At 61.6% G+C, this 19,949-nt stretch carries 18 protein-coding genes and 1 tRNA gene; 8 read left to right on the top strand and 11 right to left on the bottom strand.

All coding sequences use genetic code 11. From position 1 onward, the window contains the following. The first annotated feature begins 181 nt into the window (after positions 1-181). Positions 182-2,017 carry a sigma 54-interacting transcriptional regulator gene (locus WIN67_RS25605; RefSeq protein WP_339070195.1) on the top strand — a complete coding sequence of 612 codons (1,836 nt, stop codon included), beginning with the start codon at positions 182-184 and terminating at the stop codon, positions 2,015-2,017. Between the two features lie 49 nt (positions 2,018-2,066). Here the strand turns inward: WIN67_RS25605 and WIN67_RS25600 are convergent, their stop codons facing one another. Both WIN67_RS25600 and WIN67_RS25595 read right to left on the bottom strand, forming a co-directional pair. Then, complete coding sequence (locus WIN67_RS25600) at positions 2,067-3,002, bottom strand: SphA family protein (RefSeq protein WP_339070194.1); 936 nt, start codon at positions 3,000-3,002, stop codon at positions 2,067-2,069. A gap of 219 nt (positions 3,003-3,221) precedes the next feature. Then, complete coding sequence (locus tag WIN67_RS25595) at positions 3,222-4,112, bottom strand: helix-turn-helix domain-containing protein (RefSeq protein ID WP_102880918.1); 891 nt, start codon at positions 4,110-4,112, stop codon at positions 3,222-3,224. A 191-nt stretch (positions 4,113-4,303) separates the two neighbouring features. On the opposite strand from WIN67_RS25595, the gene pobA reads away from it, so the two are divergent. After that, positions 4,304-5,491: a 4-hydroxybenzoate 3-monooxygenase gene (gene pobA, locus WIN67_RS25590; RefSeq protein ID WP_170001510.1), complete on the top strand. Its 1,188-nt coding sequence runs from the start codon at positions 4,304-4,306 to the stop codon at positions 5,489-5,491. Positions 5,492-5,692: 201 nt separating this feature from the next. Next, positions 5,693-7,747, top strand: coding sequence for a TonB-dependent receptor domain-containing protein (locus WIN67_RS25585; protein ID WP_339070193.1), 2,055 nt, complete (start codon positions 5,693-5,695; stop codon positions 7,745-7,747). A 58-nt stretch (positions 7,748-7,805) separates the two neighbouring features. Here WIN67_RS25585 and ychF read toward each other — a convergent pair whose 3' ends face one another. The 8 genes from ychF to WIN67_RS25545 form a co-directional block, all read right to left on the bottom strand. Further along, a complete protein-coding gene (gene ychF / locus WIN67_RS25580; RefSeq protein ID WP_102880915.1) occupies positions 7,806-8,906 on the bottom strand; it encodes a redox-regulated ATPase YchF in 1,101 nt (366 codons plus the stop codon). A 23-nt stretch (positions 8,907-8,929) separates the two neighbouring features. Continuing rightward, a complete protein-coding gene (gene pth / locus WIN67_RS25575) occupies positions 8,930-9,514 on the bottom strand; it encodes an aminoacyl-tRNA hydrolase (RefSeq protein WP_102880914.1) in 585 nt (194 codons plus the stop codon). 168 nt (positions 9,515-9,682) lie between these two features. Beyond that, a complete protein-coding gene (locus WIN67_RS25570) occupies positions 9,683-10,282 on the bottom strand; it encodes a 50S ribosomal protein L25/general stress protein Ctc (protein WP_102880913.1) in 600 nt (199 codons plus the stop codon). Between the two features lie 139 nt (positions 10,283-10,421). After that, on the bottom strand, positions 10,422-11,363 hold the full coding sequence (locus WIN67_RS25565; RefSeq protein WP_003171603.1) for a ribose-phosphate pyrophosphokinase: 942 nt from the start codon (positions 11,361-11,363) through the stop codon (positions 10,422-10,424). A 48-nt stretch (positions 11,364-11,411) separates the two neighbouring features. Then, positions 11,412-11,486, bottom strand: a tRNA-Gln gene (locus tag WIN67_RS25560). A gap of 36 nt (positions 11,487-11,522) precedes the next feature. Further along, on the bottom strand, positions 11,523-12,374 hold the full coding sequence (gene ispE, locus WIN67_RS25555; protein WP_339070192.1) for a 4-(cytidine 5'-diphospho)-2-C-methyl-D-erythritol kinase: 852 nt from the start codon (positions 12,372-12,374) through the stop codon (positions 11,523-11,525). 1 nt (position 12,375) lies between these two features. Then, positions 12,376-12,993 (bottom strand): lipoprotein insertase outer membrane protein LolB, encoded by a 618-nt coding sequence (lolB, locus tag WIN67_RS25550; RefSeq protein ID WP_170001508.1) that lies wholly within the window; start codon positions 12,991-12,993, stop codon positions 12,376-12,378. Positions 12,994-12,997: 4 nt separating this feature from the next. Further along, positions 12,998-14,722 (bottom strand): tetratricopeptide repeat protein, encoded by a 1,725-nt coding sequence (locus tag WIN67_RS25545; protein WP_339070191.1) that lies wholly within the window; start codon positions 14,720-14,722, stop codon positions 12,998-13,000. A gap of 183 nt (positions 14,723-14,905) precedes the next feature. Here WIN67_RS25545 and hemA point away from each other — a divergent pair, with 183 nt between their 5' ends. Genes hemA through murI form a run of 5 tightly spaced genes read left to right on the top strand, consistent with a single transcriptional unit; the run spans position 14,906 to position 19,626 of the window. After that, entirely contained in the window at positions 14,906-16,180 is a 1,275-nt protein-coding gene (gene hemA, locus WIN67_RS25540) for a glutamyl-tRNA reductase (protein WP_102880910.1), read from the top strand. Next, the gene (prfA, locus tag WIN67_RS25535) at positions 16,180-17,262 is read left to right on the top strand and encodes a peptide chain release factor 1 (protein WP_102860257.1); all 1,083 of its coding nucleotides are present in this window, start codon (positions 16,180-16,182) and stop codon (positions 17,260-17,262) included. The genes hemA and prfA overlap by 1 nt, the downstream gene beginning before the upstream one ends. Next, positions 17,263-18,093, top strand: a complete 831-nt coding sequence (gene prmC, locus WIN67_RS25530; RefSeq protein ID WP_110596332.1) for a peptide chain release factor N(5)-glutamine methyltransferase — start codon at positions 17,263-17,265, stop codon at positions 18,091-18,093. Further along, the gene (locus tag WIN67_RS25525; protein WP_102881003.1) at positions 18,087-18,842 is read left to right on the top strand and encodes a molybdopterin-synthase adenylyltransferase MoeB; all 756 of its coding nucleotides are present in this window, start codon (positions 18,087-18,089) and stop codon (positions 18,840-18,842) included. Before prmC ends, WIN67_RS25525 begins: the two co-directional genes overlap by 7 nt. Next, on the top strand, positions 18,835-19,626 hold the full coding sequence (murI, locus tag WIN67_RS25520) for a glutamate racemase (RefSeq protein ID WP_102880908.1): 792 nt from the start codon (positions 18,835-18,837) through the stop codon (positions 19,624-19,626). Before WIN67_RS25525 ends, murI begins: the two co-directional genes overlap by 8 nt. Positions 19,627-19,636: 10 nt before the next feature. On the opposite strand, the gene WIN67_RS25515 is transcribed toward murI, so the two are convergent. Next, entirely contained in the window at positions 19,637-19,942 is a 306-nt protein-coding gene (locus tag WIN67_RS25515; RefSeq protein WP_339070189.1) for a YkgJ family cysteine cluster protein, read from the bottom strand. Between the last annotated feature and the right edge of the window lie 7 nt (positions 19,943-19,949).

Here is a 19,949-nt window from a genome sequence, read left to right as displayed (position 1 = left end):
GCGGAAATTTATGCAGAGAAGTCGCGAGGTTGTCGAAAGCTCGGCACTCCATGGGTGCTCGTGGAAACTGTGCGGTTATCGGACAGAACTTGCGCAGCACCGACGGCGACGGGGGATGGCGATTGACCCGGAAAAGCGCCGGGGCATACTGCAAGGCCCCTGAACTGCCTGTTGATTGCCCATGACCCGTTCTCCTTCCAGCCAGCCCGGCCGTCCTGTGGATGAAGATTTCCTCAAGCAGATGCTGGGGCGGCAAAAGCGCTTGATCGTCGATCGCGCCAGCCAGTTCGAGGCCAGCGGCCTGCCTTCGGCCGAGCAACTGGCCGAGACCGTGGCCTTTGCGCCCCAGGACGGCAGCATCTGGCTGTGCGGGCAGCGGATGATGCTGATGCAGGGTTCGGCGTTTGGCTCCATCCGGCGCGAATTGATCGAAGCCCTGGGCTTGGACAAAGCCCGTGGCCTGATCACCCGCATCGGCTGGCAGGCCGGCGCCCGGGACGCGGCCCAGGTCAGCGAGCAGTGGCCGGACGGCGACCACGCCAGCCTCTACAGCGCCGGGCCGCGCCTGCACATGCTTGAAGGCATGGTCAATGTCGAGGTGGTGCGCTTCGAGATCGACTCCAGCATCGGGCATTTCTATTCGGAGTTTCTGTGGCACAACTCGCTGGAGGATGACGAGCATATCGCCGCCTATGGCCTGGGCGGCGAGCCGGCCTGTTGGATGGAGATCGGCTATGCCAGCGGCTACGCTTCGTCGCTGTTGGGGCGGCTGGTGGTGTTTCGCGAGCTGGAGTGCCGCTCGATGGGCCAGCCGGCCTGCCGGATTGTCGGCAAACCGGCCCAGCAGTGGGACGACATCGATATCGACCTGATGTACCTCGACCCTGGGGATTTTCTCAGCCGCAGTGCCTATGCCACGGGGCAGGAGACTCAGGTCGCCGAGCTGCCGGCGCCGTTGGGCGAGGGGCAACGAGTGGGCATCTCGGCGGCGTTCGTGGCCGCCAGCCAGTTGTTGCAGCGGGTGGCGCCGACCCAGGCCACTGTGCTGCTGACCGGGGAGTCGGGGGTGGGCAAGGAGTTGTTCGCGCGCCATCTGCACCAGGCCAGCGCCCGCCGGCACAAGCCGCTGGTGGCGCTGAACTGCGCGACCCTGCCGGAAAACCTGGTGGAGGCTGAACTGTTCGGGGTGGAGCGGGGGGCCTTTACCGGCGCCGATCGTTCGCGGCCCGGACGTTTTGAGCGGGCCCATGGCGGCACCCTGTTCCTCGATGAGATCGCCACTCTCAGCCTCTCGGCCCAGAGCAAGATCCTGCGTGCCTTGCAGGAAGGCGAGATCGAGCGGGTGGGCGCTACTGAGCCGATGCAGGTGGATGTGCGGGTCATTGCCGCGACCAACCTCGACCTGCGGCGCGAGGTGGAAGCCGGACGCTTTCGTGAGGACCTGTTCTATCGCCTGAATGTGTTTCCCATTCACCTGCCTCCCCTGCGTGAGCGACGCGAAGACATTCCGCTGTTGATGAGTTACTTCCTGCACCGCTTCAGCCAGCGTCACGGCCGTCAGTTGGCGGGTTTTAGTACGCGGCTGGTGAATGCGCTGCTGACCTATCGCTTTCCGGGCAATATCCGCGAGTTGCAGAACCTGATCGAGCGGGGCGTGATCGCCGCCAGCGACGGCGAAGTCATGGACGTGGTGCATCTGAGCGAGGCGGGGACGCCGCTGGCGGGCGCCGCCATCGGCCTCAACGCCGACGGCCGCCTGTCGCCAACGGCGCTACGGGAAGCGGCCCAGCCCGAGGCCCCGGCCCGGGCAGATGAAGCCCCGGTCGAAGAGCCGGAACTGGCCAGCCTGCAAGCGTTTCTCACCGGGCGGGCGCCGGCCCTGGGCACTTCGCTGGAAGAGATTGAACGACGCCTGGTGCGTCTGGCCCTGGAGCGCTCCGGGGGCAATATCACCGCGGCGGCGCAGATGCTCGGCATGAGCCGGGCCCAGGTCAGCTATCGCCTCAAGGGCCGCTGAGCGGGCCCTCTCCTGCGCTTGGGCACGAGTTGGCCCGCCACTCGGCGGTTCAGAGTGCGCTGGTGAATTTCAGCCAGTAGGTCTGGCCTTCAGCGCGATTGCGCACCGCCGATTCATCCTGCCATTTGGCGCTCAGCGACCAGCCCTGTTTGCTGCTGAACTGCACTGCCGGACCGATGGAGAACGAGCGGCCGCGATGGCCGTCGCTGGCCTGCACCTGGGCCGCGGCGGTGCAATCGGCGACGCTGCACTTGTCGTCGCTGATCTGCTGATAGGCGTGCCCGCCGACGCCGATCACCCAGCCATTGCCCACGCCCCAACCGAGGCTGTAGTCGGCGTGCAGCTCGCGCCCGGACTGATAGTGGGTGGCGCGGTTTTCGAAGTTGTAGTCGTGCATCAGGCGCACATCGGCGTTGAACCCCTGGGGGGCGGTGTAGGTCATGGCATACACCGCCTGCACGGTGTAGTAGTGGTTCCCCAGGTTGATCAGGTCGTTCTTGTCGTATTCGCCGCCGCTGGGCAGGACGAAATCGATCCCAAGGGCACTGTGGAATTTGTCGCTGTGATGAAAGCCCAGTACTGGGCCGAGGTGGGCGTCACCGATGCCGCGCTTGTGATCGTGGGGGCCGTTCTGGATGTTCAGGCGTATGTCGTTCAGCGGCAGCAGGGCGTGGAAACCGAGTTGGGCCCCCAGCAACTGTTGCTCGGTGACCCAGACAAAGCGTGGCACCACGCTGGTGACGCGCAAATCGATGCGGGCGGTGCGGCGGCCGGCGTCGTCCCGCAGGCTGTCGGCCAGGTAGTTGCCGACGAAGACCTGGGCGTAGGTGCCGGGCGGCGGCAGGATGCCCATGCCGTAGAGTTCGATGCCCATGGGCCAGGAGGAAACGCCGCCTTCGCTGGCTTGGAGCCAGGGGGCGTGGGCGGTCAACAGCAGGCTTGAAGTGAGTGCAAGGGCGCGCAGGCGCGAGGAGGTCGGGTGCATGAGAAGGTCTGCCTTATTGTTATGGGGGGCGCTGGCAGGAGGTGGCTCCTGGCGCGCCGGCTGAGCTTCTCAACTAGCGTGCCAAACCTTTTATTCGAATATTTTCTTTTTGAATCAATAGGATGGATATGTGGCGCGGCCCGCAGGACCGCCGCCCCGGCGAGCGCGTGGCGAGATTTGTTAAGAGAAATCGGCTACCTGCACAAAACTCGTGGCGCCTCAGGGGCTGTTGGCGTCTTGCCCGGCACTCTGGCGGAAGGCGTTGGGCGACTGGCCACTGAGGCGCTTGAAGAAGCGTGAGAAGTAGGTGGGGTCGCTGAACCCCAGGTTGTCCGACAGCTGGCTGATGCTGATGTTGGTGTAGATCAGGCCGCGCTTGGCTTCCAGCATCAGGCGCTGGTGCAGGATCTGCAGTGCGCTCTGCCCGGCCAGCTCCCGGCACAGGGTGTTGAGGTGCACGCTGGACAGACCGATGCGGTGGGCCAGGGATTCCACCGTGGGGTGTTCCTGATAGTGGCGCTCCACCAGCTTGATGAAGTGCCCCAACAGCTGCTGATTGCGCTCGCCGCGATTGCTCGGCGGGGTGTTCTGCTGGCCGCGGCGACTGATCCACACCACTAGCACGTTGACCAGCGAGTGCAGCAACAAATCGCGAGCGGCGGCGCTGCCTTCGTATTCATCCATCAGCGCCTTGAACAGGGTGTTGAGGCTGTGGCGGTCGCGGCCCACGGGGTAGCAGCCGGCGCTGGCCAGCACCGCCAGCGGCGCACCCAGTTGTGCTTCCAGCTGGGCTACCAGGGGCGCGCCCAGGGTCAGCACGTAACCCTGAATGTTTTCCGAGAACTGAAAGCCGTGGACCATCAGCGGCGGCACCACCTGGATCGTCGCCTCGCGCACGTCCTGGCGCCGTCCCTCGACCTCCACCAGGGCCTGGCCGCGTTGCACGTAGAGCAGTTGATAGAGGTCGGCGTGACGGTGTGGCTTGATCTCCCAGTGGTGCAGGCTGCTGCGCTTGGGGATGGATTCGCAGTGCAGCAGGTCCGGAGTCGGCCAGGCCTGGTTTTCCCCATAGAGCTTGAACACCGGGATGCTGGAGCGGCTGGCTTTCATCGGACGCGACCTTGGCAAGGGCTTGGCTGGAGTGCTCGATAATCGAACGTTGTTTTCAAAAGTGCATTTTTAGCGTGGCTTATCACCATTTTTCCGCGTTTCTGTCGGCAAAAATGCAGGGGTACAACAATAACCATAAATTCCAGTCTGCGCCTGTCGGCCCACTGGAATGCCCTAATGAGACGACAATAATGAAAACTCAGGTTGCGATTATCGGTGCTGGACCTTCCGGCCTGCTGCTGGGCCAACTGCTGCACAAGGCCGGCATCGACACAGTGATTGTCGAGCGCCAGACCCCGGAATACGTACTCGGCCGCATCCGCGCCGGGGTGCTGGAACAGGGCACGGTGGACATGTTGCGTGAGGCTGGAGTGGCGCAGCGCATGGACGCCGAAGGCCTGGTTCACGAAGGGGTGGAGCTGTTGATGGGCGGCAAGCGCGTGCGCATCGACCTCAAGGCCCTGACCGGCGGCAAGACGGTGATGGTCTACGGCCAGACTGAAGTCACCCGCGACCTGATGGAAGCCCGCGCTGCCAGCGGGGCACCGATCATCTACTCGGCGGACCGGGTGCAGCCCCACGACATGAAGGGCGCGCAGCCCTACATCACCTATGAAAAGGACGGCCAGCAGCACCGCATCGATTGCGACTACATCGCCGGTTGCGATGGTTTTCATGGTGTGGCGCGCAAGAGTATTCCCGAGCAGGTACTGACCCACTACGAGCGCGAGTACCCCTTCGGCTGGCTGGGCCTGCTGTCCGATACCCCGCCGGTCAACCACGAGCTGATCTATGGCCAGCATGAGCGCGGCTTTGTGCTGTGCAGCCAGCGTTCCCTGACCCGCAGCCGCTACTACCTGCAAGTGCCGCTGAGCGACAAGGTCGAAGACTGGTCCGACGAACGTTTCTGGAGCGAACTCAAGGCCCGTCTGCCGGCGGAGGTGGCGGCGGATCTGGTCACCGGGCCGGCGCTGGAGAAAAGCATCGCGCCGCTGCGCAGCTATGTGGTCGAGCCCATGCAGTACGGCAAGCTGTTCCTGGTGGGGGACGCTGCGCACATCGTGCCGCCCACCGGGGCCAAGGGCCTGAATCTTGCGGCTTCCGATGTGTGTTACCTGTACCGGATCTTGGTCAAGGTCTACCGCGAGGGGCGTACCGAACTGCTGGACAAGTACTCCGAACTGGCCTTGCGCCGGGTGTGGAAGGGCGAGCGTTTCAGCTGGTTCATGACCAACCTGCTGCACGATTTCGGCGAGCACCATGATGCCTGGGAGCACAAGATGCAGCAGGCCGACCGCGAGTATTTCCTCAACTCCCACGCGGGCCTGGTGAACATTGCCGAGAACTATGTGGGCCTGCCGTACGAGGAAATCTGCTGAGCCTTCGGCATTGGAAGCATCGGCCTTGGAACCGCTCGCGAACGGGGGTGGTTGCGGGGCCGTGTTTGCACATGGGCACGGGCCGAAAGGTATCGGTCAAGAAACATTCCTATTTCTAAATGATATTTATTAGCATTACACTTCGATCCCCTATCCCTGGCGCACCACCAAGGTGCACTGAATCGACAAGGATCGTTTGTAATGAAAGTCAGCTCCTGCCTGTTCAATTCGCTTCTGCTCAGTGCCGGTGTCGGCCTGCTGGCTCCGCTGGCGCAGGCCGGCGAGGCCTCAGAAGAGGTCAAACCGGCGCCGTTGGAACTGGACACCGCGTTTGTCACCGCTACCGGCGGCGCCACGGACCTCAAGGATGCCCCAGCCAGCGTCAGCGTGATCACCCGTGAGGAAATCGAGCGCCAGCCGGTCTACGACCTCAACACTCTGTTGCGTCGGGTGCCGGGGGTGACCGGTGGTTTCGGCCCGGTGGGCGAGCAGTCGAAGATCAAGCTGCGGGGCCTGGACGACAAGTACACGCTGATTCTGGTGGACGGCAAGCGTGTCGGTAGCTCCGCTGACCTGAGTTATCGTCGTGACTTGGCGCGTCAGGACTTGAACTGGATCTCGCCGAACATGATCGAGCGCATCGAGATCGTCCGTGGGCCGATGTCGTCGCTCTACGGCTCGGACGCCATGGGCGGGGTGATCAACATCATCACCCGCAAGGTCTCGCGGACCTGGACCGGTTCGGCCAGCACCCACATCACCGTGCCCAAGGACTCCGATCGCGGCCAGACCACTCAGTACAGCGCGAATGCTTCGGGGCCGTTGACCGAGTCCCTGGGATTACGCCTGGGGGCCAACGTCACGCGTCGGGCAGCGGATGAAGTCGAGGTGCGGCGCGATGCCCAAGGCGATTTCATGTACGACGACGGTGCAGGCGGTTCCAAGAATCAAAGCGTAAATGCGCTGCTGGACTGGCAGATCAACGAAGAACAGAGCTTGTCCTTCGAGGCGGTGCATGGCGTTGAGCGTTCCTGGGCATCAAAGAAAACCTTTGGTGATTGGGGCGATACCGTTGGTGGCGCCTTTGGTCCCAGCCGACTGACTCGCGACAGCTACATCCTGTCCCACACCGGCGATTGGAGTTTTGGTACCACGAAGCTCGATGCCTACCTGAACAAGTACCGCAACGATCTGGATATGGGCAAAGCCAACTCCGAGGAGAAGATTGTCGAGGGCAGTCTCAATCTGCCCTTCGAACTGCTGGTGGATCAGCGCCTGACGCTGGGTGGGCAATGGAAGCGTGAAGAACTGACCAACACCAATACCCTCGGCACCGTACCGGTGGATTACCAAGGTACGCCGGTTAGCGGCTCGACCTTGAAGGGCGATTACTCGGCGGCCTTTATCGAGGATGAACTGTTCCTGCTGGACAACCTGTCCCTGACCCTGGGCAACCGCTTCGACCACAGCGACAAGTACGGCAACCACAACAGTCCGCGGGCTTATGTGGTCTATCACCCGCACCCGGACTGGACCGTGCGTGGGGGTGTTTCCAAGGGCTTTCGTGCGCCGAGCCTGAAGGAGGGCAGTGCGGGAGCAGCGACCGAGTCCGGTGGCCGTGGTTGTGGTTCGTTGCGTCCGTTGGGTTATCTCACCGGCAGTTGCTGGATGGCCGGCAATCCGAACCTGATGCCGGAAACCAGCACCAACAAGGAAATCGGCCTGTCGTTCGATCATGACGGCTGGGAGGCGGGCCTGACCTACTTCCACACCGACTTCACCGACAAGATCGAATACGGCCCGCTGGGTCAGTACCAGGGCCGCTGGTGGACCATGCTGGAAAACGTCGACAAGGCCCGCACCCGTGGTTGGGAAGGCTCCGCCCGGGTGCCGCTGGGTGATTCGGTGACGTGGCGGACCAACGCCACCTACATGCTGGAAAGCCGGAACCTGAGCACGGGCGAAGATCTGATCAGCTCACCCAAACTGTCGGCATTCAGCGCGTTGGACTGGCAGGTCAATGAGCGTTTGAGCACCGAGCTGTCGGCGCAACACGTCGGCAAGCAGCGGGGTCTGGGCAATGATTTCGTGCAGTCCTACACCACCTATGACCTGACGGCGAACTTGGCGTTGACCAAATGGCTGACGTTGAACGGTGGGGTACAGAACCTGATGGACAAGGACCTGCGGGACGGATCGACCAACTTCTACGTGCCCGGACGGGCGTTCTTCGCGGGGGCGACCACTTACTTCTGAGGCCGCTGGATGTAGCGGGGGAATCAGCCCCATTGCCAGGCAATGGGGCTGAAGGGGATCACACGTTGAAGCGGAAGTGCATCACGTCGCCGTCCTTGACGATGTATTCCTTGCCTTCCAGGCGCCATTTACCGGCTTCCTTGGCACCGGCTTCACCCTTGAACTGGATGAAGTCGTTGTAGGCGATGACCTCGGCACGGATGAAGCCTTTTTCGAAGTCGGTGTGGATCACGGCGGCCGCTTGTGGCGCGGTGGCGCCGACACGTACGGTCCAGGCACGAACTTCCTTCACACCTGCAGTGAAGTAGGTCTGCAGGTTGAGCATTTCGTAGCCGGCGCGGATCACCCGGTTCAGGCCAGGTTCTTCCAGGCCCAGGGCCTCGAGGAACATGTCCTTTTCTTCGCCGTCTTCGAGCTCGGCGATTTCCGCTTCGATCTTGTTGCACACCGGCACCACGATCGCGCCTTCTTCTTCGGCGATGGCCTTGACCACGTCCAGCAGCGGGTTGTTCTCGAAGCCGTCTTCGGCAACGTTGGCGATGTACATCACCGGCTTGGTGGTCAGCAGGTGGAAGCCGCGGATGATCAGCTTCTCGTCGGCGCTCATGTCCTTCATCAGGCTGCGAGCCGGCTTGCCTTCGGTGAAGTGGGCGATCAACTGCTCCAGCAGGGCTTTCTGGGCCACGGCATCCTTGTCACCGCCCTTGGCGTTGCGGGCGACTTTCTGCAGCTGTTTTTCGCAGCTGTCGAGGTCGGCAAAGATCAGTTCCAGATCGATGATCTCGATGTCGCGCTTGGGGTCGACGCTGTTGGACACGTGGATCACGTTGTCGTCTTCGAAGCAGCGGACCACGTGGGCGATGGCATCGGTTTCGCGGATGTTGGCCAGGAACTTGTTACCCAGGCCTTCACCTTTCGAGGCACCGGCGACCAGGCCGGCGATGTCGACGAACTCCATGGTGGTCGGCAGCACGCGCTCCGGCACGACGATCGCCGCCAGGGCGTCCAGGCGCGGGTCGGGCATCGGCACGATGCCGCTGTTGGGCTCGATGGTGCAGAAGGGGAAGTTCTCGGCCGCGATCCCGGATTTGGTCAGGGCGTTGAACAGGGTGGACTTGCCGACGTTAGGCAGGCCGACGATGCCGCAATTGAATCCCATGGTGTATTCCCCGAGGAGTAGAGTCAGGCCTTCTGGCTGTGCAGGTTTTTCATCGCGCGGTTCCATTCACCGGCGAAGATATCCGGCAGCACGCCGAGGGCAAAATCGATGCTGGCATCGAGTTTTTCCTGTTCGGCGCGTGGCGCACGACCCAGGACAAAGTTTGAAACCATACTGGCAACACCCGGGTGGCCGATGCCGAGCCGCAGGCGGTGAAAGGTATTCTGATTGCCGAGCTGCGCGATGATGTCCCGCAGTCCGTTGTGCCCGCCATGCCCGCCGCCGGTCTTGAGCTTGGCGACGCCGGGTGGCAAGTCGAGTTCGTCGTGGGCCACCAGGATCTCTTCCGGGTTGATGCGAAAGAAGCCGGCAAGCGCCGCCACGGCCTGGCCGCTGCGGTTCATGTAGGTGGTGGGAATCAACAGACGAATGTCCTGACCCTGGTGACTGAAGCGCCCGGTCAGGCCGAAATATTTGCGATCGGCGACAAGGTTGACACCTTGTTTCTCGGCGATGCGCTCAACAAAAAGGGCCCCTGCGTTATGCCGGGTCTGTTCGTATTCGGCGCCTGGATTACCCAGGCCAACGATCAGTTTGATGGCAGTCACGATAGGGGCCCTTCTTTGGAGTGGTGGATAACATCGCCGCAACCGGTGCTACGGCGAAAGGGGACGACAAAAGCTTGGTTGCCTTGCGGCAAACTTCGCGTTCTCGCCCGCTTTCTCGCTACGTTCCAGTCCGCGATGTATTCCGCTCAACTCCGGCGTCAGAGTGAATTACTCTGCAGCGCCTTCTTCTTTCTCAGAAGCAACACGTGGTGCGTAGACGTTGGCGACTGCCAGGTCGTTGCCGTGTGCCAGAGCAACAAACTCAACGCCTTTAGGAGCGGTGAGGTTGGACAGGTGGATCACGGTGCCGATGTCGGTCTCAGCCATGTCGACTTCGATGAACTCAGGCAGGTCTTTCGGCAGGCAGGAAACTTCGATCTCGGTGGCTGCGCGGAAGATCTCGCCGCCTTTCTTGATCGGTGCAGCTTCGTTGATCAGGTGCACTGGAACCATGGCGGTCAGTTTCTGACCAGCAACTACGCGAACGAAGTCAGCGTGCATCACGTGGCCTTTGGCCGGGTGACGTTGCAGGGCCTTGATCACGACGTTCTGCTTGGTGCCACCAACGTTCAGTTCGATGATGTGGCTGTAGGCAGCTTCGTTTTCCAGCAGCTTGGCTACTTCTTTGGCCAGCATGCTGATGGATTCAGGGGCTTTGTCGCCACCGTAAACTACAGCTGGAACCAGGCTTGCGAGACGACGCAGGCGGCGGCTCGCACCTTTCCCCAGGTCGGAACGCAGTTCAGCATTCAGAGTAAAATCGTTCATGTTGTATCTCCAAAATAACCACACTCGCCCCAGCGTTTGCGACCAGCGCTAAAGGCGATATGGGCAAAAAAGCCCCGTCCCAACACAGGTTGGGACGGGGCGCTTTTCGTCATCGGGATGTTTTGCCAGGGACTAGCCCTTAGCGGAACATCGCGCTGATCGATTCTTCATTGCTGATGCGGCGGACCGCCTCGGCAACTACCGGTGCGATATCCAGTTGGCGGATACGCGCACAGGCTTGTGCTGCAGCGGACAGCGGGATGGTGTTGGTCACCACCAGCTCGTCCAGCACGGAATTTTCAATGTTCTCGATGGCTCGACCCGACAGCACAGGGTGTGTGCAGTAGGCAAAGACCTTGGCTGCGCCATGCTCTTTCAGGGCCTTGGCCGCGTGGCACAGGGTGCCGGCGGTATCGACCATGTCATCGACCAGAATGCAGGTGCGTCCTTCGACGTCGCCGATGATATGCATCACTTCGGAGTGATTGGCTTTCTCACGACGCTTGTCGATGATCCCGAGATCCACGCCCAGCGACTTGGCCACGGCACGTGCACGCACGACGCCGCCAATGTCCGGGGACACGATCATCAGGTTTTCGAAACGCTGGTCTTCGATGTCATCCACCAGAACCGGGGAGCCGTAGATGTTATCTACCGGGATATCGAAGAAACCCTGAATCTGGTCAGCATGCAGATCAACCGTGAGAACACGGTCGATGCCGACTACGGTGAGCATGTCAGCCACGACTTTCGCGCTGATAGCCACACGTGCGGAACGCGGACGGCGATCCTGACGGGCATAACCAAAATAAGGAATAACAGCAGTGATACGAGTCGCTGAGGAGCGGCGGAAGGCATCAGCCATCACGACGAGTTCCATCAGGTTATCGTTGGTCGGAGCGCAAGTCGGCTGAATAATGAAGACGTCTTTACCGCGGACATTTTCATTGATCTCGGCAGTAATTTCGCCGTCGGAGAATTTTCCAACAGAGATGTCACCGAGAGGGATATGCAGCTGACGTACTACACGCCGAGCCAGATCGGGGTTAGCGTTCCCCGTAAAGACCATCATCTTGGACACGCGCAGTACCTGAAGGCTGAGGGTATACCTGGATGAGTATAAGGAAAATGGCAGGGGCGGCTGGATTCGAACCAACGCATGGCAGGATCAAAACCTGCTGCCTTACCGCTTGGCGACGCCCCTGTATCTGTTGCTTCGAGTACCTGATACTCGATTCCTTTAGAGCAGACCTTGCAGCTTGCGATGCAACATCGAAACGTTGCTTCCTTTTGCTACAAACCCTGTAAGGGTCTCTGTAAGAAGGGCCGAGACTTTATCAGCTTCAGCTTTGCTTGGGAAGCCCCCAAACACACAACTTCCAGTTCCAGTCAGTTTTGCTTCGGTAAATTTACCTAGCAAATTCAATGCGTTACGTACTTCTGGATAACGCCTTGCGACTACCGTAAGGCAGTCATTTCTGCTGTTTCCCTTGGGAACGGGGCGCACTTTAATGGGCGGAGTGTCACGTGTCAACAGCGGATCGGAAAAAATTTCTGCTGTACTTACAGACACTTGCGGGACCAGCACCAGGTACCAGGGTTCTTCGGGGTATTCGGGGGTGAGTTTTTCACCCACGCCCTCAGCGAACGCAGCGTGCCCGCGTACGAAAACTGGAACGTCAGCCCCCAGGGTCAGCCCCAATGCAGCCAGTCGATCTTCATCCCAGCCCAGTTGCCAGAGATGATTGAGGCCCAGCAGGGTAGTGGCGGCATTGGAACTGCCGCCGCCGATGCCGCCGCCCATGGGCAGGATCTTGTCGATCCAGATATCGATGCCCTGGGTGCAGCCGGACTGTTCCTGGAGCTTTTTCGCCGCCTTGACGATCAGATTGCTGTCGTGAGGCACGCCGTCGAACTCGGTGTGCAGGCGAATCTCTGCGTCATCGCGGAGAGCGAAGGTGATTTCATCGCCATAGTCGAGAAATTGAAACAGCGTCTGCAACTCGTGGTAGCCGTCTTCACGGCGACCCAGAATGTGCAGCATCAGATTAAGTTTGGCCGGGGAGGGCAGGGTCAGCTTTTCCAAGGACATGTCATTGCCCCAGCTTGCGTGGCAGCCATTCCTTGATCACCAGGGTGACGTCAAGGTTGCTGCCATGCAGTTTGATGCGCTCGGGCAGCCAGTAGCCGTTCTGTTCGGAGTAACTGCTGTATTCCACTTGCCAGCCATCCTGTTCCAGGCTCGCCAGGTGGCTGTCGCCATCCAGGGTCAGGCGGCTTTTGCTGTCTGGGGCAGGCAGACCGCGAACCCACCAGGCCAGGTGGGAGACCGGCAGTTTCCAGCCCATCTGCTCTTCAAGCAGAGTTTCCGGGCTGGCCGCTTCGTAACGACCCTGATTGGCCACTTCCAGGCTGACCTGGCCGGGGCGACCGGTCAGGCGTGCAGCACCACGACCCAGCGGACCGGACAGGCGAATGTCGTAATAGTCCTGGCGTTGCAGCCAGAACAGCGTGCCGCTGCCGGAATCCTTGGGCGCGCGAATACCGATTTTGCCGTTGATCTGCCAGCCATCGAGGCCGGTCAGCAGTTCCTTGTGCTGACGCCATTGGGCTGCGTTGCCCTGGCCCTGGACTGACTCGCGGGCGCCAAAACCGGCACAGCCGGCAAGCAGGGCGATAAGGCTGAAAACAATTACGTGGCGCAAAAACATAGTCTTAAAGAGTCTCTGATCCGGTCAGGCGTTTGATGGTGTCGCGCAATACGGGGCTATCGGGCTGATCCTTGATGAACTTGCTCCAGATCTGTTTGGCCTCGCGCTGCTTGCCGTTGTTCCACAGCACTTCGCCCAGATGCGCCGCGACTTCCTGGTCGGGGAAGCGCTCAAGGGCCTGGCGCAGCAGGCGCTCGGCCTCGTCGAGGTTGCCCAGGCGGAAGTTTACCCAGCCCAGGCTGTCCAGCACCGCCGGGTCTTCCGGGGTCAGTTGGTGGGCTTGCTCGATCAGTGCCTTGGCTTCGGTGTAGCGGGTCGTGCGGTCCGACAAGGTGTAGCCCAGGGCATTCAAGGCCATGGCGTTATCCGGCTCGCGCTGGATGATCAGGCGCAGGTCTTTTTCCAGCTGTGCCAGGTCATTGCGTTTTTCCGCCTGCATGGCACGGGTATAGAGCAGGTTCACGTCATCGGGATACTGTTGCAGCGCCTGCTGAATAACTTTCCAGGCGCGATCGCCCTGATTGTTCGCCGACAGGGTTTCGACTTCGACCAGATACAGCTGGATGGCGTAGTCGGGCTGGGCATCGCGGGCTGCCACCAGGCGCTTTTGCGCCTCGTCGGTACGGCCATTGTTCATCAGGATATCGGCCTGACGCAGTTGCGCTGGCAGGTAATCGTTACCCGGTCCGACCTGGGCGTATTCGATCAGGGCCCCTTGCGGGTCATTGAGTTCTTCGGCGATTCGTCCCAGGTTCAGGTGTGCGGAGTCTTCGTGGCTTTCCCGGGCGATCAGGTCTTCCAGGTAACCCTTGGCCTCTTCCCAGGCCTTGGCCTCCAGGCACACCAGCGCCAGTGAATAGCGCAGTTCATCGTCTTCCGGGTACTGCTGGACCAGGCTGGAGAACTGGGTCTTGGCGTCCTCCATGCGGTCCTGTTCCACCAGCATGCGGGCGTAGGTCAGGCGCAGACGCTTGTCGTCCGGGTATTTGCGGATGCTTTTTTCCAGCAGCGGCAGGGCTTCCTTGCCGCGGTTCAGGCTCTGCAGCAGACGGGCGCGCAACAGCAGCGGCGCCACCTCGCCGTCTTCCGGCGGATTCTGCTCCAGCAAGCTCAGGGCATCCTTGGCGTCGCCATCCTGCTGCATCAACAGGGCCTTGCCGAAGATCAGTTGACTGTTGTGCGGGTGCTTCTGCAGCAGGCGATCGAAGCTTTTCATCAGGCCATTGCGGGTGTCCTGGTCGGTATCGGCAGCCGACAGCGCAAGAAAGTCGAAATGGGTGTCGCCCTTGCCCTGCAGAACTTTCTCCATATAGAGCATGGAGTCGTCATAACGACCGGCGCGGGCCAGCTGGATGGCGGCAGCCCGTTGTGCTTCCAGATCGTCTGGAGCGTTCTTGGCCCAGATCAGCGAAGTGTCCAGGGCTGCCTGGTCGGCTCCCAGGTACTCGGCAATGCGAAAGGCGCGCTCGGAGATGCCCGGATCCTGGGTGTTGATGGCCTGGGTCACGTAGTTGTCCAGGGCAATGTCGAAACGATTGCGCTGGCCCGCCAGTTCAGCGCTCAGCAGGCTGAAGATGGTGTCTTCGCTGAACGATGAATAGACCTTGGGCTTTTCAGGGGCGGGGGTGCTGTCTTCCACCGGCGACGTAGCGTCCGATGAAACGGGGGCCAGTGACTGGCAACCACTGAGGAAGACAAAGGCGAGGAGCAACGCGGAAGATCTATTCATATAGGAAGAGGGCGACTAACCTGCGGTCGGATCATCATGACACAAGCCTTCGGTCAAACATAACCGAGACTCAACGGGATGCCAGAACAGAGGCAGTCTATTAGGACAATAGTCGGCGGTAGTTGTTCTGCGTCGGTCGAAGTAGGACAATTGCCGGCTTCTCGACATCATCAGCGACCTTGAATGGCCTTCCTTGCACTCGGTATTAACCATAAGACTGCTTCTGTAGACGTCCGCGAGCGCGTGGCCTTTACCCCTGAGCAGTTGGTTGAGGCCTTGCAGCAGCTCTGCCGACTCACCGACAGCCGCGAAGCTGCGATCCTCTCCACCTGCAATCGCAGTGAGCTTTATGTAGAACAGGATCATCTTTCTGCGGATGTGGTGCTGCGCTGGCTGGCGGAATATCACCACCTGAGCCTAGACGAGCTTCGTGCCAGTGCCTATGTGCATGAAGATGATGCGGCAGTTCGTCACATGATGCGGGTGGCGTCGGGGCTGGATTCGCTGGTGCTGGGCGAGCCGCAGATTCTCGGGCAGATGAAGTCCGCCTACGCCGTGGCCCGTGAGGCCGGCACCGTCGGCCCACTGCTGGGCCGGCTGTTCCAGGCTACCTTCAGTGCCGCCAAGCAAGTACGCACCGATACCGCCATTGGTGAGAACCCGGTGTCCGTGGCCTTTGCTGCGGTGAGCCTGGCGAAACAGATTTTCAGCGATCTGCAGCGCAGTCAGGCGTTGCTGATCGGTGCCGGCGAGACCATTACCCTGGTGGCCCGCCATCTGCACGACCTTGGGGTCAAGCGCATCGTCGTGGCCAACCGCACCCTGGAGCGGGCCAGCCTCCTGGCCGAGCAGTTCGGCGCCCACGCGGTGCTGTTGTCGGACATTCCCCAAGAGCTGGTGCACAGCGATATCGTGATCAGTTCCACTGCCAGCCAGTTGCCGATCCTTGGCAAGGGCGCAGTGGAAAGCGCGCTGAAGCTGCGTAAGCACAAGCCGATTTTCATGGTGGATATCGCCGTTCCCCGGGATATCGAACCTGAAGTCGGCGAATTGGACGACGTTTACCTCTACACCGTCGATGACCTGCACGAAGTGGTCGCGGAAAACCTCAAGAGCCGTCAGGGCGCGGCCCAGGCAGCCGAGGAGCTGGTGAACATCGGCGCCGAGGATTTCATGGTGCGCCTGCGTGAATTGGCGGCGGTTGATGTGCTCAAGGCCTATCGTCAGCAGAGCGAGCGCCTGCGTGATGAAGAACTGCAGAAGGCTCTGCGCCTGCTGAGCAATGGCTCCAGCGCCGAGGATGTACTGGCCCAACTGGCCCGTGGCCTGACCAACAAACTGCTGCACGCGCCGAGCGTGCAGCTGAAAAAGCTGTCCGCCGAAGGCCGCCTCGATGCGTTGGCCATGGCTCAAGAACTCTTTGCCCTCGGTGAGGGCTCATCGGATAAAACCCCGTAATGAAAGCGTCACTGCTCAGTAAGCTGGACATTCTCCAGGATCGTTTCGAGGAACTGACCGCCTTGCTCGGCGATGCTGAGGTCATTTCCGATCAGGCCAAGTTCCGCGCCTATTCCAAGGAATACGCGGAAGTCGAGCCGATCGTCGCCTCCTACAAACAGGTGCTCAAGGTCCAGGCCGACCTCGAGGGTGCCCAGGCGCTGCTCAAGGACAATGACCCGGACCTGCGGGAAATGGCCGCCGAGGAAGTGCGCGAGGCCAAGGAGCAATTGGCCGAACTGGAAAGCGCCTTGCAACGCATGCTGCTGCCCAAGGACCCCAACGACGGGCGTAACGTGTTCCTGGAAATCCGCGCCGGCACCGGCGGTGACGAAGCGGCGATCTTTTCCGGCGACCTGTTCCGCATGTATTCGCGCTACGCCGAGCGGCGTGGCTGGCGGCTGGAGATCCTCTCGGAAAACGAGGGTGAGCACGGCGGCTATAAAGAAGTCATTGCCCGGGTCGAAGGCGAGAACGTCTACGGCAAGCTCAAGTTCGAGTCCGGCGCGCACCGTGTGCAGCGGGTACCGGCCACCGAATCACAGGGTCGCATCCACACCTCGGCGTGCACCGTGGCGGTACTGCCCGAGCCGGACGAACAGGAAGCCATCGAGATCAACCCGGCGGACCTGCGCATCGATACCTACCGCTCTTCGGGCGCCGGCGGTCAGCACGTGAACAAGACCGACTCGGCGATCCGCATCACCCACATTCCTTCGGGCATCGTGGTGGAGTGCCAGGAAGAGCGCTCCCAGCACAAGAACCGGGCCCGGGCCATGTCCTGGCTGTCGGCCAAGCTCAACGACCAGCAGACCAGCGCCGCGGCCAATGCCATCGCCAGCGAGCGCAAGCTGCTGGTGGGCTCGGGGGATCGCTCCGAGCGTATTCGTACCTACAATTTCCCTCAGGGCCGGGTCACCGATCACCGGATCAACCTGACCCTGTATTCCCTGGACGAAATCCTCGCCGGGGGCGTCGAGGCCGTGATTGAACCGCTGCTGGCTGAGTATCAGGCCGATCAACTTGCGGCATTGGGTGAGTAAATGACCATCATCGCCAGCCTGCTGCGCGCAGCCCAATTACCCGATTCGCCGACGCCGCGCCTGGATGCCGAACTGCTCCTGGCAGCGGCCCTGGGCAAGCCGCGGAGTTTTCTCCATACCTGGCCTGAGCGCATCGTGCCCAGCGAGGCCGTGTTGCTGTTCACTGAATACCTGCAACGACGCCGTTCCGGCGAACCGGTGGCCTACATCCTCGGCCAGCAGGGATTCTGGAAACTGGATCTTGAAGTGGCGCCGCACACCCTGATCCCGCGTCCCGACACGGAGCTGCTGGTGGAGGCGGCGTTGGAACTGCTGCCAGCGACTCCGGCCAAGGTCCTCGACCTGGGGACCGGCAGCGGCGCCATCGCCCTGGCCTTGGCCAGCGAACGTCCAGCCTGGAAGGTTACGGCCGTGGACCGGGTGCTGGAAGCCGTGGCCCTGGCCGAGCGCAACCGCCAGCGCCTGCAACTGGACAACGTCACCGTGCTCAGCAGCCACTGGTTCAGCGCCGTCGAGTCCCAGCGCTTCCAGTTGATCGTCAGCAACCCTCCTTATATTGCCGAGGCCGATCCCCATCTGGTGGCCGGCGATGTGCGGTTCGAACCCGAAAGTGCCCTGGTGGCGGGCAAGGATGGCCTGGACGACCTGCGCCTGATCGTCACCCAGGCTCCGCAACATCTGGAAGGCGGCGGCTGGCTGATGCTGGAGCACGGCTACGACCAGGCAGCAGCCGTGCGTGAATTGTTGACGGCCCAGGGTTTTATCGAGGTCCACAGTCGCGTCGACCTGGGTGGGCATGAGCGCATCAGCCTTGGGTGCTTGCCGTGCTGACGGATCAGGAGCTGCTGCGTTATAGCCGGCAGATTCTGTTGCAGCACGTCGATATCGACGGCCAACTGCGCCTCAAGCAAAGCCGGGTACTGATCGTCGGTCTCGGCGGCCTGGGTGCCCCCGCAGCCTTGTACCTGGCCGCTGCCGGTATCGGTGAACTGCACCTGGCGGACTTCGACACGGTGGATGTGACCAATCTGCAACGCCAGATCATTCATGACAGCGCCAGTGTCGGGGTCAGCAAGGTGGACTCGGCCATGCGCCGGCTGTCCGCCCTCAATCCGGAAATCCGCCTGGTGCCTCACCCCGTGGCACTGGATGAAGACACCTTGGCCGCTGCGGTGGCTGCGGTGGATCTGGTCCTCGATTGCTGTGACAACTTCGGCACTCGCGAGGCGGTGAACGCCGCCTGCGTGGCTGCCGGCAAGCCTCTGGTCAGCGGTGCGGCCATTCGCCTGGAAGGGCAGTTGTCGGTGTTCGACCCGCGGCGCCCGGAAAGCCCTTGCTACCACTGCTTGTACGGGCATGGCAGCGAAGCCGAGCTGACCTGCAGTGAAGCCGGGGTACTCGGCCCGCTGGTGGGCACCGTGGGCAGTCTGCAAGCGCTGGAAGCCCTGAAGCTGCTGGCCGGATTTGGTGAGCCTCTGGTGGGTCGATTGTTATTGATCGATGCCCTGGGCACGCGTTTCCGTGAGCTGCGGGTCAAGCGCGATCCGGGCTGCACCGTTTGTGGTAGTCGCCATGGGTGAGGCTCCGGTAGCAGTCTTCGATTCCGGTGTCGGCGGCCTCTCGGTGCTGGCGGAAATACAGCAACTGCTGCCTCAAGAGTCGCTGCTCTACCTGGGGGACTGCGGTTATATCCCCTATGGTGAAAAGACCCCCGAGTTCATTCGCCAGCGTTGTGCTCTGATGGCGCGCTTTTTCCGCGAGCAGGGCGCCAAGGCGCTGGTACTGGCCTGTAACACGGCGACCGTGGCTGCGGTGGCCGAGCTGCGCCGGGACTTCCCGGACTGGCCCATCGTCGGCATGGAACCTGCGGTCAAGCCAGCAGCGGCCGCGACCCGCAGCGGCGTGGTCGGTGTGCTGGCGACCACCGGCACCTTGCAGAGCGCCAAGTTCGCCGCCTTGCTCGATCGCTTTGCCGCTGATGTGAAGGTGGTCACCCAGCCCTGCCCCGGCTTGGTGGAAATGATCGAAAACGGCGACCTCAACAGCAGCGCCCTGTGCCAGCTGTTGCAGGGCTATGTCGAACCGCTGCTGGCCGCCGGTTGCGACACCATCATCCTGGGCTGCACCCATTACCCGTTTCTCAAGCCGGTGCTGGCGCAGATGCTGCCTGCCCACATCAGCCTGATCGACACCGGTGCGGCGGTTGCCCGGCAGTTGCAGCGCCTGCTAGACGAGAGTGACCTGCGTGCGCGAGGAGTCGCCCGTGAGGCGCGCTTCTGGACCAGTGGCGATGTCACGCACTTTGCCCAGGTGCTTCCTCTGCTGTGGAAAAGTCCTGGTAGCGTTCAGCGTTTCGAGTCGTGAAAAAAGCGGTTCAGCGATATGCCGTGGCGATTCCCCGGCGTTCGCTCAGGCAGTCCGCTTCTCCCAGTTCGAACTCGCGGCAGATCAGCGGCCGCAGCTCATAGATAGTGCAGCGCATGCTGTTGCGATCCACTGCTGCGCACCAGCCGTCGTCCAGGCGGCGCATGACTTCGCCCCCCCAGTCATCGGTTTCTATAAAGCGCTCGGGCACCCCGGTGTCAGTGATCAGCATCACTTCCAGCTGGCAGCAGCAAGCGGCGCAGGTCGAGCAACTGATGGCCGGTTCGGGGATGGGGGTAACGGGGATGTTAGTCATAGGCGCG

This window comes from Pseudomonas idahonensis, from assembly GCF_037903935.1.
Lineage (GTDB): Bacteria > Pseudomonadota > Gammaproteobacteria > Pseudomonadales > Pseudomonadaceae > Aquipseudomonas > Aquipseudomonas danubii.
Note: the sequence above shows the minus strand (reverse complement) of the source record. Positions and strands in the feature narration are given on the sequence as shown.

Coding starts and splice junctions, on each gene's coding strand:
- WIN67_RS25595 (WP_102880918.1), bottom strand. CDS start 4,112: ATGAAAGCCAGCCGCTCCAGCATCCCGGTGTTCAAGCTCTATGGGGAA.
- WIN67_RS25585 (WP_339070193.1), top strand. CDS start 5,693: ATGAAAGTCAGCTCCTGCCTGTTCAATTCGCTTCTGCTCAGTGCCGGT.
- WIN67_RS25605 (WP_339070195.1), top strand. CDS start 182: ATGACCCGTTCTCCTTCCAGCCAGCCCGGCCGTCCTGTGGATGAAGAT.
- pobA (WP_170001510.1), top strand. CDS start 4,304: ATGAAAACTCAGGTTGCGATTATCGGTGCTGGACCTTCCGGCCTGCTG.
- ychF (WP_102880915.1), bottom strand. CDS start 8,906: ATGGGATTCAATTGCGGCATCGTCGGCCTGCCTAACGTCGGCAAGTCC.
- hemA (WP_102880910.1), top strand. CDS start 14,906: ATGGCCTTCCTTGCACTCGGTATTAACCATAAGACTGCTTCTGTAGAC.
- WIN67_RS25570 (WP_102880913.1), bottom strand. CDS start 10,282: ATGAACGATTTTACTCTGAATGCTGAACTGCGTTCCGACCTGGGGAAA.
- WIN67_RS25600 (WP_339070194.1), bottom strand. CDS start 3,002: ATGCACCCGACCTCCTCGCGCCTGCGCGCCCTTGCACTCACTTCAAGC.
- WIN67_RS25515 (WP_339070189.1), bottom strand. CDS start 19,942: ATGACTAACATCCCCGTTACCCCCATCCCCGAACCGGCCATCAGTTGC.
- lolB (WP_170001508.1), bottom strand. CDS start 12,993: ATGTTTTTGCGCCACGTAATTGTTTTCAGCCTTATCGCCCTGCTTGCC.
- prmC (WP_110596332.1), top strand. CDS start 17,263: ATGACCATCATCGCCAGCCTGCTGCGCGCAGCCCAATTACCCGATTCG.
- prfA (WP_102860257.1), top strand. CDS start 16,180: ATGAAAGCGTCACTGCTCAGTAAGCTGGACATTCTCCAGGATCGTTTC.
- ispE (WP_339070192.1), bottom strand. CDS start 12,374: ATGTCCTTGGAAAAGCTGACCCTGCCCTCCCCGGCCAAACTTAATCTG.
- murI (WP_102880908.1), top strand. CDS start 18,835: ATGGGTGAGGCTCCGGTAGCAGTCTTCGATTCCGGTGTCGGCGGCCTC.
- WIN67_RS25545 (WP_339070191.1), bottom strand. CDS start 14,722: ATGAATAGATCTTCCGCGTTGCTCCTCGCCTTTGTCTTCCTCAGTGGT.